Source organism: Streptomyces sp. NPDC001153 (assembly GCF_053598315.1).
In genome coordinates this window covers 1-13,592 of the sequence record NZ_JBSFJZ010000064.1, presented here as the reverse complement: position 1 = coordinate 13,592, position 13,592 = coordinate 1, and the positions used below count along the sequence as shown (strand labels likewise).

Sequence of the window (13,592 nt, the reverse complement as noted above, 5' to 3'; positions counted from 1 at the left end):
TGGAGGTGCCCCGTGGCGATCAGTGATTCGGATATCTCAGGTGTCTTTGCTGCCTACCTTGAGCGCTACCCGGACGAAGCCGATCAGCTGTCCGAGCCCCTGCGGCACATGGCTCAACGCCGGGACTTCGCCTCGCGGCGGAGCTTCCCCATGCACGTGACCGTTGGCGCGCTCCTCGTCCGTGAGGACAGCGAGATCCTGCTCATCGAACACCTCGCGTATGGGATCACACTGCAGCCAGGGGGTCATCTCGAGCCGACCGACACCACGCTGATCGACGCGGCGGTACGCGAGCTGACGGAGGAGACCGGCATCGACCCCAGCCAGGTCGCCCCCGTCTCGCCGACTCCTGCTTATGTCGAGTACGGCAGGGTGCCGACCCGGCCGGCGAAGGACGAACCGGAGCACTACCACCTGGACAGTCGAGGATGTGCCCGGTGCCGCGTACGAGGCGGAACATCTCGGAGATGTGCACGGTGTCGCCCGGCCACGCGTAGGTGAGCAGTTCGCGGAACTTCGGGCGCTGGAGGGGGTGGAGGCGGCTGGAGGTGCCCGGGTCCTCCTCGAAGACGACGGGGTCCTCGTCGCCGGCCTCGTCCAGGACGAGGTTCTGCCGGGCGGTGGACTGCTGGTCGGTCGAGACCCGTTTGTAGACCAGGTTCGCCACCGAGGGCCCGTTCCGTACGAAGGATCGGACCTTACCTGTCGTCAAACCCTGTCAGCAATCACCATCGGATCTGATTGGATTCGGGCCGCCTCGAACTCCCGGATTTCCCACGTTCATTGGACACATCGGCTGCCTGTCGTCAAACGATCGTTTTCCGACAGGCGCAAGCTGGCCGGCAAGCAGCATGAGGAGATCGGGGATCGGAGCGTGAGCCCGCACTGGCTGTGGAGCAGGGTCGATGAGTGGCTGCCGCCGTGGAGCACTGGTCCTCGCCGACGGCCCCGGGTTTGCGCCTACCGGAGGAGCTGCCACCCTCCACTACTCGGTGATACCGTATAGCAGTACTCGGTAGCACGCAGTACCGACAGGGCTGAGGAGCATCCGCGATGGACGACCTGACGGAGATGTTGAAAGGCACGCTCGAAGGGTGCGTGCTCGAAATCATCGGCAACGAGGAAACCTACGGGTACGCCATCACCCGCCAACTGAACGAGCTCGGCTTCGCCGACGTCATCGAGGGGACGGTGTACACCATCTTGCTGCGGCTGGAGAGGAACGGGCTCGTTCAGGTGACGAAACGACCCTCCGAGGTTGGTCCGCCGCGCAAGTTCTACGCGCTCAACGACGCCGGACGCGAGGAACTCGCGAAGTTCTGGGCGAAATGGCAGTACCTCTCATCACGCATCGACAGGCTCAAGGAGGGCGGGAGATGAACTTCTGGGAGAAGGTCACAGGCAGCGATCTCACCAGGGAATGGAAGGCGTTCGAGGCCCGGGCCGATGTCCTGCCGGACGACTACCGGGCGGCGTGGGGGCAGATCATCGCCCACCTTTTCCCCTACGGGGACTTCACCGGTCGCAACCTGATGCCGATCCTCGACTCCGCCCTGGGGCTGCTCGAAGTAGCAGCGGCGGACGGCCAGAGCGTCCACGAGGTGCTCGGCGCGGACATCCAAGGCTTCTGCACCGCGCTGGCTGGCGGAGCAGGGGCCCGGGCTTATCGCGACCGGTGGCGCGAGCAGTTGAACAGGAACGTCGCGAGGAAATTGAGCCGGCTGGGAGGCTGACGTGAGCATCCAGGACATCATCGAAGGCAAGAAACAGTGGCGGGCGCACGTGGCTCGGGTCAAGGCACTCCCGCCGGACTACCAGATCGTCTACAAGGAGATGCAGAAGTACCTGTTCAAGGTCGGACCGGTCAGCCTGTCCGACGGGTCCCTTCTCCCTGGGATCATTGACTTCTTCGAGGAGGGCGTCGCCGCAGGCAAGGGGGTTGTGGAACTCATCGGCACCGACGTCGCCGCGTTCTGCGACGACCTGGTCAAGGATTCCCCTACCTACGCGGATGTCTACCAGGCATCCATCAGCGCAGAACCCGGCGCGGACGAGAAGTGACGCCCGCCGCCCGGGTGCGGGCCGAAATCGAGGGCACTGCGTAACCGTCGAGCAGTACCCTCGCACTCACTCCTCGCCCTCTTCGTCCTCATCCAGCTCGGGCGCATCCGGGTCACGCAGCGGACGCAAGGCACCTGTGGCAGGAACGCTGGCAGTGAAGCTGTAGCGGCCGAGCAGGTTCAGGTTGCGGTGCTTGAGCGGGGAGAGCCGGGCGATGTCCTCTTCCCGGATCTCGTGGCCTTCGGCCCGGAGCTGGGCGACGGCGGCGTCGAGGTAGCGGGTGGTCCAGAGCACGATGGCGTTGAGGACCGGGCCAAGCGCGCCGAGCTGGTCCTCCATGCCGTCGCGGTACGCCTGGTGGATGGCGCCGCGCTTGCCGTGGCATACGTCGCGGGCCAGCTTGTGGCGGGACTCCTGCACGGTGAGCTGCCGGTTCATCTGACGGCGGTAGGTGTCGTCGACCGGGTCGACCACGCACAGCAGGTGCTCGGTCTTGGCGATGCGCCCGTACTCGGAGAAGGCCGATCCCAGCGGGGTCGGGCGGCCGTCGCGGCCGAACATGCGCAGCAGGTCGTAGGCGCGGACCTGGTTGGTGACCAGGGAGCCGGCGACCTTCAGCATGTCCGGCCAATGTGTGATCACCATGTTCAGGTTCACGCGGTTGCGGGCCAGGTCCTCCTCCGCGCCGTAGGTGCCGGTCTCGACGCCGGGCATCGTGGCCCGCCGGAACCGCTGGTCGTCCAGGTCGCGGAACCTGGGTGAGAAGTTGTAGCCGAGGATCTTGAACAGGCCGAACACCATGTCGGAGTAGGAGGCGTTGTCGGTCGCCACCATCTCCGGCTTCACGCCGCCGTCAAGGTTCAGCAGCGCGTCCAGGATGTGCAGGGAGTCGCGCGGGGTGCCTGGGACAACCATCTGTCCGATGCCCGCGACCTGGTCGTTGACCGCGTTGAGCCAGGTGATGCCGCGCTTGAACCCGAAGTACTTCGGCGACGGCGCCGCGCTCACGGTCCGCACGGGGACGACGAACCGCAGCCCGTCCACCGAGGCGAGCAGCCCGTCACCCCACAACTTCACGATGTGCACCTCGGCCTGAGCAGCGATCAGCGCGGCGTTCGCCGCGGCGATGGTGTCGGCGCGCAGGTAGTACTGGTCGACGTGCACGAGCCGGGCCCGGGTCAGCGCCTCGTAGCCGGGGTTCACCACCGGGGCCAGGCCTATGTTGCACGCCTCCGAGACCAGCAGCGCGACCACCGAGGTGGACAGGTCCTTCATCCGGGTCGTGCCGTCCCCGAGGTGCACGAACGCGTCCAGGAAGCCGGTCCAGGCGTTCACCTCGAACAAAAGGTCCGGCAGGTCGATCTTCGGAAGCATCCTCTCGACCCGCTTGCGCAGCCAGGTCAGGGACTTCGGCTCGCCGAGCGCGCCGAGCCTGTCGACGTTCAGCTTCACCCGCCCGTCGTCCTGCACCCCGATCGACACCTTCGCCGCCGGCCCCGCCTCCTCCAGGCGTTCGGCGAGCTGCTTCCATCCGGCGTCCAGGCCGCGTACCAGCTCCGCCAGGTGCTCCTCCACGGGCGTGTCCAGGCTCAGGGCCGCCAGGACGTCCTCCTCGACCGCGTCCCAGTCGGGCCCGTCCAGCAGGCGGGCCCGCGGGTTGGACCAGCGGTGCGACGGGGCGGCGAACACGTCGCGGTTGTTCAGGGCCCGGTGCAGCTGCTCCAGCACGCACACCACGTAGGCGTCCCGATCCACCGCGCCCTGCGGCAGATCCGGGTCGGCGTACACCGCCTTGCGCCACGCAGGTGGTACGAGCTTGTCGTCCACCTCGCGCGGAAGTAGCGGCTTCACCCCCGCCTTCCGCCGGGCCAGCACCGGCAGGCCGCGCACCTCGGCCAGGACCCGTTTCCCGGCGCTCGCCGCGTCCAGCGCCTTCGACTCACCCAGCAGCGACAGGAACGGCCGCACCGTCGCGTACCGGTTCGCGAGCGCGGCCCGCATGGCGACCTCGGCCGAGTTCTCGTCCTCGGGCACCAGGGTCACCACGGTGGCCGCCGCGCTCAGCACAGCGGCGCGCGGCGCGACCTCTTCCACCGCCGCCCACAGCGCGGCCACGTCCAGGTCCGCCTCCTGCTCCTCGACCAGCTCCAGCTCCTCGAACAGCACCTTCGCCGCCCGCGCGAGCACCCGCGACGCCCTCTCCAGCTGCGGCAGCGTGGACAGCCGCTCCTTCTCCGTCTTCCGCTTCGCCGTGTTCAGCAGCCGGGTGGCCATCAGGACCTGGAACAGGTCCAGAGCCTCGTCGATCGCCTTCGCCTCCAGGTGCCGCATCACCGCAGTGAGCATCGCCGTGCGCTTCGGCTCCACCGCCCGCTCCAGCAGCGGCGCCTTCGTCCCCAGCGCGTACCGGGCCAGCGCCGCCATCCGGTTCGGCGGGATCTGCGACAACTTCAGCCGCCCCAGCCGGTAGGCCCCGATCTCGTCCACCCGCTCCAGCGCACGGGCGAACGCCGTGCCCGTCGTCCGCGTCGGCGGCCGGCGCAGCCGCTCCAGCTCCGAGAACCGCGAGCCCTCCGGCGTCTTCAATGTCGCCACCAGATCGCCGGGCAGCGCAGGGTCCGCGCGGCGGGCGGCGCCCCCACGGTGGCGTGCAGCCGCTTCTCCGCGACCTTCCGCGCCTCCGACACCTGCCGGGCCAGCACCGACACCCCAGGCAGCAGCACCCGGTGACGGCGCAGCCAACCCACCGCATGGTCGAACAGCGCCTTCGGACCCTCGGCGTGCGTCCACGCCCGGCCGTGCAGGAGCGTACGGAACCGCCGGCCCCACTCGGCGTCCTCGTAGGGGTGGTAGCCGTAGGCGTCCCGGATCTCCCACGCGTGGTCGTACAGCGTCTGGCCGCGTACCTCTTGACCACCGACGGGTCCTCGATGCCGAGCTGCGCGGCCAGGTGCTCGATCACCGGCCACGGCACCGCGAGCGGGTCCTCCAGGAACAGACCGACGTACCGCACCGTGTACATCTGGAGCGCGAACCCGAGCCGGTGATGCTCCGTCCGCCGCAGGGCGATCAGGTCCCGGTCCACGTCGTCCAGGAAGAAGAACCGCTCCAGCTCGGGCCTCGTCGGCTCCTCGGCGAACGTCCCCTACGCCTCGGCCTGCTCATCACTCAGAAATTCCACCGGCACGAGCCGGACCGTAGCCAGCCCCGGACCAGGCCCGGAGGCGTTTCGGCGAACCCCAGCAGCGAAGTGGATCACTGTGCTGGACGGCCCTGATCATTCTCACCGATAACCGCTGTACCGATGTTCCCCGAGGCCGGTGACGCCCGCGAGTTCGTGGAAACTGAAGGTTCTTCAGCGCGAACCCGAGGGTGCAGTGCCCGGATTCTGGGGGTGGCCCCGTCGGTTCGGGGTCAACTCGCGGGGTGATGGAGACCTTTGGATCTCCTCCCCCTGTGCTGAGGATGGCCCCGGAGTTGCTCGCCTTGATTCCTCAGGCGTGCAAGTGCTGATCTGCGGGTGGATGCCGAACTTGGGGGCTGGCTCTTGGTCGGGTGGCTGGATGGGTACGAGGGCGGGGACGGGGCGGTCTGGAGTGGGTGGGGCCTCTCCCCTGGCCGGGAATAGGTGGTGTGGGAGCGGGCTCAGGGTTCGATGGCGAGGTGTTCGATGAGGTCGTCGCGCAGCGTGAACCGATAGCGGAGATCGATGGTGCCGCCGGGGAAGTTGCCTTCGAGGTGGTGTGTGGCGATGTAGTGGGCCGTGTCGGTCTGCTGGGCGTTCGTGAGGTGGATGGTGTAGGTGAATTCGGTGGCGGATCGGTCCAGCCACCGTTCGATCGCGGCGCTGCCCTGGTAGGTGTTGCCGTCGTCGATCACTGTGGCGTCGTCGGTGAACGTCGTGACCGCGGTGGCGGTGTCGTGGGCGCGGTGCGCTGTGAGGTAGCGGGTGATCACCTCGGGGAGGTCGTCCGGGGTGATGGTCCGGGGCTGGTTGTCGTGCATGACACTCCTGATGGTGGTGGCGGGTTCAGACGGTGGGGGTGGTGCCGCCGTCGATGACGTGTTCGGCGCCGACGATGGCGGAGGCGCGGTCGGAGACGAGGAAGGCGACGAGCTCGGCGACCTCCTCGGGCTGGTTGGGACGGCCGAGCGGGATGCCTCCCAGGGAGTCCATGAGCCGGCCCAGCGCCGCTTCCTGGCTGATGCCGGCGTCGTCGGCGATCCGGGTGACGAGGTTGTCCGCGGCCGAGGTCTGGACGAAGCCGGGCGAGACGGTGTTGACGCGGACGCCGTGCGGGGCGACCTGGTTGGCCAGGCCCTTGCTGTAGGTGGTCAGGGCGGCCTTGGCGGCGGCGTAGGCCAGGGTGCCGTTCCACAGCGGCATGCGGCGCTGGATCGAGGTGACGTGCACGACCGCGCCCTTTCCCGTGGCGATCATGTGCGGGAGGAGTGCGCGGTCCAGGCGGACGGCGGCCAGCAGGTTCGTGTTCAGCTCCCTTGCCCAGTCGTCCTCGCCGAGCGCGGCGAATCCTCCTGCCGGTGCCTCGGAGCCGCCGAGAGTGTTGACCAGGATGTCGACGCCTCCCATGCGGGCGTCCACCTCGGAGGCGACGTGGGCGGCGCCCTGGGCGGTGGAGAGGTCGGCGGTGATGAACGTCTTCTCCTCGACGTCGTCGGGGCGGCTGCGGGCGGTGACCAGCACGGTCGCACCGGCCTGGGCCAGGCGTCGGGCGATCGCGGCTCCGGTGCCCTTGGTACCGCCGGTGACCAGAGCGCGTCGGCCTTCGAGGGATTCGCTGATGGATGTGGTCACGGTGTGCTCCGTTCCCGGGCGCGGGTATGCGGGGCGCCGCTCCCGTCCCGACTGCTAAAATAGAACCTACTAACTTCGACTTTAGCAGTAACTGAGGGGATGGTCGCCGTGGCAAGCCGGATCAGGCTGGAGGACCGGGAGTGCCCGCTGTCCACGACGGTGGAACACGTCGGCGAGTGGTGGACACTGCTGATCCTCCACGACGCCTTCGACGGCTACACCCGCTTCGACCAGTTCCAGGAGAGCCTGGGCATCTCCTCCAGCATGCTCACCACCCGGCTGAAGACCCTGGTCGCGGACGGTCTGCTGGAGCGTCGGCCCTACCAGACCAGCCCTGTCCGGCACGAGTACGTCCTGACCGAACTCGGGCGCTCCCTGCGCCCGGTGATCGTCGCCCTGGCCGCATGGGGCAACTCCCGCCTCACGCCGACGGAGCGCAGCATGATCCTCGTCGACGCGCACAGCGGCGAGGAAGTCGAGCCCGTGGTCGTCGACGCCAAAACCGGCCGCCGACTCGACGACAGCGCCGCCTACGTCTTCACCGCGGGCCCCGCAGCCAGCGACGCGATGCGCAGCCGCTACGCGGCACGGCCGGCCATTCCCGCGGAAGAGGCGAAAGTAGGCCCGGAAGATTCTCGTACAGCCTTGAGCAGGGCCGCGAGCACGGGCTGCACCTGATCAGCCTCGCGGCACCGGCTTGTCGCCGGCGTGATACCTGCCAGCCCTCCCCAGTCGTTGAGAACTGGATCAAGTGAGGCGAGGGCAACACCAGTCGTTGCCAAGAATCCCCATCAGGGGTCGGTCTCGGCAGCCTGCTCCAGCAGAGCTCGTGCGGACTCCGCGTAGCGCATGGCCGTCTTCTCGTGAAGCCCGAACACCTCAGCAAGGTGGAGGGGGTCAGGGCTCTGGGCCATGGCCTCTTCGAGTTGTCGATCGACGCGGAGCCGTTCCAAAGTCGCCTCCTGGCCGCGCAGGGGCCCACGGATCCAGCGGATACTGGCGCGACCAGTGCCCGTAGCGGTCTGGTTGTTGATCAGCAGGTGGAGGTTGGCCGTGTTCGGCCAGCGCCCGCGCCGGTATTCCAGCCAGGCCAGCAGTAGTTTCAGGGTGAGATCGTCGACGGGCCGGACACGGCCGGCGATGGTCAGGCGGCGGTTCCCGATGCCGACATCGCCGAGCATGAGAGTGGCGATCTGGGCGAGCCGGGCCGCGTGCACCGCCGCGAGAGCGAGGACAAGCCGGGCGGCAGGGGTGGTGGCCGCGGCGACGGAGCGGTCGATCTTGTCGGGTGCGAGCGGTTGGAGCACGCTGTACTCGATCTGGCCTACCTTGATACGGCTGGCCGGGTTGCGAAAGATCAGGCCGGACCGCTTGGCCCAGGCGAACAGTGAGCGCAGGGCGACCAGCTCGTCCATGCGGTGGCGGCCGTGCAGTGTCTTGGCATGGGCCAGCACGTCTTCGCGGGTCACCTCCCGCAGATGGTCGTAGCGGTTCGACCACGCCAACAGCGCTGGGCGGGCCCGGTTGAGGTAGAGCCGGACCGTGGCTTGCTGCCGGGACAGGCTGCGGGGGCCGCCGTCGCGCAGAACTCGGGTCCAGCGTTCGGCTTCCGCAGCGATGCCGGGGGCAATGCCTTCCAGACGCTCAGCGAGCCATCGCTCGAAGAAGGGTTCCTCGTCATCCAGGAAGACTCCCATCTCCTCAAGGACCGTGATGACGTGGCCAACCCGCAGGTCGAGGGCACGGAGCGGGGTGAATATCTCGCTGTGGCGGATGATGTCGCCCTCGGTGTATCCGGTGAGCACGATGGCCAGGCCGCGGTTGACAGCGAAGCGGATGCCGCGTCCCCAGCCCCGGGCTTCGGCGAGTTGGTGGGCGAGGTGCTTCGCCCAGGCCAGCCACGGGCTGGCCAGGTCGGCGGTGGCCGGGTCGAGCCGACCGTAGTCACGCGGAACCTGCTCGAACAGTGGCAGTTGCCTCCAACCGGTTCTCGGCCGTGAGCGCGACACGGGCGGCGGCCTGCGGGATGCTTCTCGCGCCTTGACGTGGTGCAGGACGGTGAGAGCCGATCCTCTGCGGTAATGCAGTCCCACGAAGAAGAGCTGGTGATGGCGGACGGCCTGGAGCCACGGGGTCATCACCTCGCCGCTGACGGTCGGCATGCCGGTGGCGGTCCTGGCGTTGAGCCGGGCCTGGCACCAGCACAGACGGCAGTACTCCCACTTCAGCGGCTGGACTCGCTGGCAGCCGATGCAGACGGCCGTTTCGTGGCTGCGGCCGAACATGTAGCAGGTGTGACAGAGCCGACCGCGGAAGTCGCCCCAGGCCAGGCAACCTGGGCAGGAGCTGGTGGGCTTGACGTAGCCCTTCGGGAAGCGTGCCACCAGTTCACTCCGGTGGCAGCGACCGGCCGTCCCGGCGCTTGGGGATCACCGCCGGTGCGGCGGTCCCTGCACCGACCGCCGCTCGTTCCGTCTCCGCCTGCCCCGGGCGGCTGACCTTCTCCGGCTCGGGGATCAGCAGGTCGCCGATCTCACAGCCGAGGACGACACAGATGACGTCCAGGTCCTCCAACTTGAGCGAGACGGGCTGCCCGGACCACAGACCGGACATCTTCCCCGCCGAGATCACCAACCCGTGCTCGGCCAGGCTCCGCTGGAGCTCAGAAGCCTTCCAGACCCCTTTGTTCGCGGCGGTCAGCCGCAGGTTCCACCTCATCGGATCAGTCCTTCCAGCCGCTTCGCAGCCCGTTCCATCCCGGCGACCCAGGCGTCCTCGACCCGGGTCTGCTGAACGTGGATGTATCGCATCGTCGTGGTGATCCATGAATGTCCCAAAACCTCCTGGATCGCGAGCAAGTCCAGCCCGTTTCCGTAGAGTTGGGACGCGCAGAAATGCCGCAGGACATGCGGGGTCAGCTTCTCGCCCCACGCGGGCAGGTGCGCTTTGGCCGCGTCCTTGAGTCCACCTCGCAGGGCGTCGTCGCCAACCCGACGCGAGGAGCCGTCGGCGTTCTTCCGCTCGGAGGGAAACAGCGGGGCGCCGGGGCGGGTGTGGTCGTCGTCAAACTGGCCCCAGACGTCCTCGATGAACCACCGAAGGGTCCGGTCGGCGCCGTTGATCAGCGGCACCATGCGCTCACGCGGGCCCGATCCGCGGGCGCCCTTGCCGTGGCGGACGTGGAGCTTGCCGAAGCGGCCGAGGTCCCACTTGATGTCGTCCAGATCGAGCCCGCATGCCTCGCTCACCCGCAGGCCGACCTGGGACAGCAGCTTCGAGGCGGTGTAGTTCCGCGCGGTAGGAGCGAACTTTCGGCACGTGGCCAGCTCACCACCCCAGCCGGCGAAGAGCGTTCCGACCTCTGGCTCACTCGGCGGGATCCGCAGCTGGGCGTCCTTCGTGCCGCGCGGCCGGTTCATCTCGTCGATCGGGCACTCGATGACCCGGCCGGTCATCCTGTGCAGCTCGACCTTGTGCCGCAGCTCCAGGAACATGAAGTACGTGGTCAGCGCCTGTGATCGGGCCAGCCGGGTGCCGCTCGGCGAGCCACGCAGCACCTTCCCGAAGTACGCGTCGGCGTCGGCCGGCTCCATGTCCCACAGCGGTCGCCCGAACCAGGACCTGATCTGGTCCAGATGCCCGACATCCCCGCGGATCGTGCCGTCAGCCAGTCCTGCCGAGGCGCGTGCGAGGACGAACCCGGATAGCGCGTCGGTCTCGAACTGCTTCAGTTCCTCCGCCGACGCGGGCGCCCAGTGCTCGCGCGGGTCCCGTACGACTGCCAGCGCCGCCAACCCAAGCCCCCTCACCTTCGGCCCGACTGTGGATCGGTCGGACGAGGTGAGAACGCTTCAACAATCCCGAAGTTACGTCACAAGTCCGCAGAGCACCCGAAGGAGGAACAACCCCCTGGCCACGGGCGCAGGGACTCAGCGGGGCTCAGGTGAACTCGCGGGATGTCGCACAAGCCTGCAGGCTCGGCGCGTTCCAGCGGCGCTCGAGTGTCCAGGTCTCGCTCAGGGAGCGGTACAGGTCCGTCATCACCGGCAGGAACTCGGGCGGGAGCGGTGCTGGCTACACGTCACAAGCAGCCGGGAACCGCGCGGCGTCGGCCTACGCCAGACGAATGCGGCCCGGACAGCTGCACGTCAAGGGGCTGACATGCTGTCGGTCGGCCGAGGGCCAGCGGCCGCCCCCACATCAGCACGCCAAACTGATCAACACAGGACAGCCCACCAGCCACTCATCAGAAAAACCGCCACCGGACACAGTTGGAGCGGCTGGCCGGCCTCGGCCTGACTGGGCGGCACAGGCGCGGGCGTAGCCCGGCAGGGTGCGGCAAGAGGTCCGGCCGGACGGGCGGCGAGACCCCATTGTCTGAACTTGTCTGCGGCTGGCACGCGCCTGCTCCCCGTCGGCGACCAGAGCGGTGACTGGATCGCTGTACTCGCTCCAGATCGCGGTACCCCGGCCCCATTAAGAGCAGCCGCCCGTCATGAATGGCGTTTACTGCGGGAGCTTTCCCGGGTGCGCGATGTGTCGGTCAGTCAGAGGTCTGGGCAAGGCGGTCGCGGGTGGCCGCGACGAGCGTGGCACCTGCGCAGAGCAGCCCCAGGGCCGCCAGCAGGCAGCCGTCCAGTGCCGAGCCGGCGTGGGACGGCGCCGAGTTCCACAGGTATGTCTGGTACTGGTCCCTGTCCGCCAGGTGCAGCCAGCCCGCGATCCAGGTGCTCGGCAGGTACGGCACGAGCGGATGGATCAGCACCAGCGGTTCGAAGACGACGGGCACGCCGAGCGCGACGGCCGCGCCCGGCACGACGCCGCGCAGCACGACCGCTGCGGCCATGCCGCCGGCGACGTACACCAGCACGACCAGCAGCACGCTGCCCAGCGTGGTCGCCGCCTGCCCCCAGGACGGGGTGTGCGGATCCCAGGTGGGAGAGATCGTCGCGGACGTGGCCAAATGTGCCGGATGGGCCCGGTAGTGCCAGGCGAGGGCGAGCCCCTCGGCCCGCAGCAGCAGCACCAGCACTGCCGCGAGCCCCCGACGGCGGCCACTGCCGTGGCGAACTTCACCGCGAGCAGCCGCCGGACGCGGGGCTGCCGCAGCAGCAACAGCCCCCACGTGCCGTCCTCGAACTCCCCGCCCGCCACGCCCACTGCGGCGCCCACCGCGGCCAGCAGCCCGGCGAGCGTGCCCAGGTGGCGCAGCGCAAGGACCACGGCGCCCGGCCAGGAGTCCAGCCCCGCCGCCAAGCCGGTGTCCTGGAATCTTGAGACAGCCAGCTGGTAGCCGCGCCCGGAGGTGATCAGCGCGACGAGTGCGGCCGTCGCGAAGGCAGCCAGGACGACGGGCGCGGCGAGTTTACGGGCCTCGGCGAGGAACACATACCGCAGGCGGGAGGACGCGCGGCTATGCGACGCGGTCACGGCTGTGCGCCCTCCGCATCAGCCACAGGCCGGCCATGGCCAGCACAGCCACGGTGGGCACGGCCCGCAGCCACAGTGGTACCCCGCTGCCCGAGGCCGGACCCCACCAGTGGTTCCACAGCGGGAAGACCGTGTGGAAGTCCATGGAGTCGGCGAGGATGCCGCCGGGCAGCCACGCCCACACCGGTTTCATGGACGCCCCCATGTTGGCGAGCAGTACCAGCAGGCCACCGGCTATGAACGTCAGCGCGCGGGTACGGGAGAGTGCTGCGATCAGCGTGACCATGACGCTCGCCACGGCCATCGTCGCCAGGCCGACTCCCGCCTGCCGTGCCGTCCGTCCGGCCAGCGCGAGGCCGTGCGGGGTGGGTACGTACACGTCGTAGTGGGACTGGAAGTAGGCCGCGTACGCCGCGGCGACCACCAGCCCGCACACGGTCATGTGCGCGGTCAGCACGGTCCACAGCGCCATCGCCTTCGCCAGCAGCACGCGGCGCAGGTCGGGCTGCGCGATCAGCAGCGACGTGGCGGTACGGCGCTCCCACTCGCCGGCCACCAGCGCCGCACCGAGCAGCAGTGCGACGGCGAAGCCGGGCAGGGAGGCGTAGGTCTGCGCCGACCAGCCGAACGCGCCGGGAATGGTCCGGGTGGGGGCGACGGCGCGGTCGTTGGCGAGTTGCTGACGCAGATCCTCTTCGGCCGACGGTACGTAGCTGGGGTGGGAAAGGCACTTACGCAGTTCAACGCCTTTCGAGCCGGCGCATTCCTGCCGGTCTTCCGCCGCCACAAGGGCGTTCTTGAACAGCAGCGTCTGGCCGCTGGACCAGTCCTGGGCCACCCATGCCGTGTAGAGCACGCCCAGCCCGAGTACGAGCAGCAGGAGCAGCGACAAGGGCCGGAGGGCGATCATGGCCGTCCGACGCCCCGGGAGGACATGGCCACTCATCGGGATGAGCGAACCGAAATCGCTTCGTAAGGACACCACTACTTTCCGCGCTGACGCCCGGAGCCCTCGAGGAGTACGGGTGTCACGGTCGAGGCGGTGCCGGGTTGACCGCGACCCGGCGCAGCATTCAGTACTGCTCGGTCTCCACGAAACCCGCGTCCCCGTCATCGTCCGCACCGAAGGCGCCCGCGGCGGCGGTCGGGTCGAAGCCGGGCGGGCTGTCCTTGAAGGCCAGGCCGAGGCTGGCCAGCTTCGCCTTGACCTCGTCGATCGACTTCGCACCGAAGTTGCGGATGTCGAGGAGGTCGGCCTCGGAACGCGCGACGAGCTCACCCACGG

14 protein-coding genes and 2 pseudogenes are annotated in these 13,592 nt (G+C 68.7%); 5 read left to right on the top strand and 11 right to left on the bottom strand.

The features are described 5' to 3' along the window. Positions 1–36: 36 nt before the first annotated feature. Positions 37–213 (bottom strand): hypothetical protein, encoded by a 177-nt coding sequence (locus ACWDEN_RS43065; RefSeq protein ID WP_351615649.1) that lies wholly within the window; start codon positions 211–213, stop codon positions 37–39. Here ACWDEN_RS43065 and ACWDEN_RS43060 point away from each other — a divergent pair. Beyond that, a complete protein-coding gene (locus tag ACWDEN_RS43060) occupies positions 151–501 on the top strand; it encodes an NUDIX hydrolase (RefSeq protein ID WP_450863424.1) in 351 nt (116 codons plus the stop codon). The two genes, ACWDEN_RS43065 and ACWDEN_RS43060, sit on opposite strands and share 63 nt — an antisense overlap. Here ACWDEN_RS43060 and ACWDEN_RS43055 read toward each other — a convergent pair. Then, a pseudogene (locus tag ACWDEN_RS43055) lies at positions 482–667 on the bottom strand (recombinase family protein); the annotation flags it as partial. The gene ACWDEN_RS43060 and the pseudogene ACWDEN_RS43055 sit on opposite strands and share 20 nt — an antisense overlap. A gap of 386 nt (positions 668–1,053) precedes the next feature. Between ACWDEN_RS43055 and ACWDEN_RS43050 the strand changes: the two are divergent. From ACWDEN_RS43050 to ACWDEN_RS43040, 3 genes are read left to right on the top strand one after another with little or no spacing between them, the layout of a single operon-like run. Next, positions 1,054–1,380: a PadR family transcriptional regulator gene (locus ACWDEN_RS43050; protein WP_351615617.1), complete on the top strand. Its 327-nt coding sequence runs from the start codon at positions 1,054–1,056 to the stop codon at positions 1,378–1,380. Continuing rightward, positions 1,377–1,733 (top strand): DUF1048 domain-containing protein, encoded by a 357-nt coding sequence (locus ACWDEN_RS43045; RefSeq protein WP_351615620.1) that lies wholly within the window; start codon positions 1,377–1,379, stop codon positions 1,731–1,733. The genes ACWDEN_RS43050 and ACWDEN_RS43045 overlap by 4 nt, the downstream gene beginning before the upstream one ends. Position 1,734: 1 nt before the next feature. Beyond that, positions 1,735–2,061 (top strand): DUF1048 domain-containing protein, encoded by a 327-nt coding sequence (locus ACWDEN_RS43040; protein WP_351615623.1) that lies wholly within the window; start codon positions 1,735–1,737, stop codon positions 2,059–2,061. Positions 2,062–2,127: 66 nt separating this feature from the next. On the opposite strand, the pseudogene ACWDEN_RS43035 reads toward ACWDEN_RS43040, so the two are convergent. The 3 genes and pseudogenes from ACWDEN_RS43035 to ACWDEN_RS43025 form a co-directional block, all read right to left on the bottom strand. Next, positions 2,128–5,248 (bottom strand): annotated as a pseudogene (locus ACWDEN_RS43035) (Tn3 family transposase). A 458-nt stretch (positions 5,249–5,706) separates the two neighbouring features. Beyond that, positions 5,707–6,066 (bottom strand): nuclear transport factor 2 family protein, encoded by a 360-nt coding sequence (locus ACWDEN_RS43030; protein ID WP_351548614.1) that lies wholly within the window; start codon positions 6,064–6,066, stop codon positions 5,707–5,709. Between the two features lie 25 nt (positions 6,067–6,091). Then, positions 6,092–6,877, bottom strand: a complete 786-nt coding sequence (locus tag ACWDEN_RS43025) for an SDR family oxidoreductase (protein ID WP_450863421.1) — start codon at positions 6,875–6,877, stop codon at positions 6,092–6,094. A gap of 99 nt (positions 6,878–6,976) precedes the next feature. On the opposite strand from ACWDEN_RS43025, the gene ACWDEN_RS43020 reads away from it, so the two are divergent. Continuing rightward, complete coding sequence (locus tag ACWDEN_RS43020; protein WP_351615627.1) at positions 6,977–7,555, top strand: winged helix-turn-helix transcriptional regulator; 579 nt, start codon at positions 6,977–6,979, stop codon at positions 7,553–7,555. 113 nt (positions 7,556–7,668) lie between these two features. On the opposite strand, the gene ACWDEN_RS43015 is transcribed toward ACWDEN_RS43020, so the two are convergent. From ACWDEN_RS43015 to ACWDEN_RS42990, 6 genes are all read right to left on the bottom strand, one after another. Then, on the bottom strand, positions 7,669–9,261 hold the full coding sequence (locus ACWDEN_RS43015; protein WP_450863419.1) for a hypothetical protein: 1,593 nt from the start codon (positions 9,259–9,261) through the stop codon (positions 7,669–7,671). Positions 9,262–9,265: 4 nt separating this feature from the next. Further along, positions 9,266–9,595 (bottom strand): helix-turn-helix domain-containing protein, encoded by a 330-nt coding sequence (locus ACWDEN_RS43010; protein WP_067045650.1) that lies wholly within the window; start codon positions 9,593–9,595, stop codon positions 9,266–9,268. Beyond that, complete coding sequence (locus ACWDEN_RS43005) at positions 9,592–10,671, bottom strand: tyrosine-type recombinase/integrase (protein ID WP_450863417.1); 1,080 nt, start codon at positions 10,669–10,671, stop codon at positions 9,592–9,594. Before ACWDEN_RS43005 ends, ACWDEN_RS43010 begins: the two co-directional genes overlap by 4 nt. Positions 10,672–11,420: 749 nt before the next feature. Then, positions 11,421–11,909, bottom strand: a complete 489-nt coding sequence (locus ACWDEN_RS43000; protein WP_450863415.1) for a hypothetical protein — start codon at positions 11,907–11,909, stop codon at positions 11,421–11,423. A gap of 381 nt (positions 11,910–12,290) precedes the next feature. Continuing rightward, on the bottom strand, positions 12,291–13,253 hold the full coding sequence (locus tag ACWDEN_RS42995; protein ID WP_450863414.1) for a hypothetical protein: 963 nt from the start codon (positions 13,251–13,253) through the stop codon (positions 12,291–12,293). A gap of 127 nt (positions 13,254–13,380) precedes the next feature. Continuing rightward, a partial coding sequence (locus ACWDEN_RS42990; RefSeq protein ID WP_351615644.1) for a DNA-directed RNA polymerase subunit alpha C-terminal domain-containing protein occupies positions 13,381–13,592 on the bottom strand: 212 nt, incomplete at its 5' end.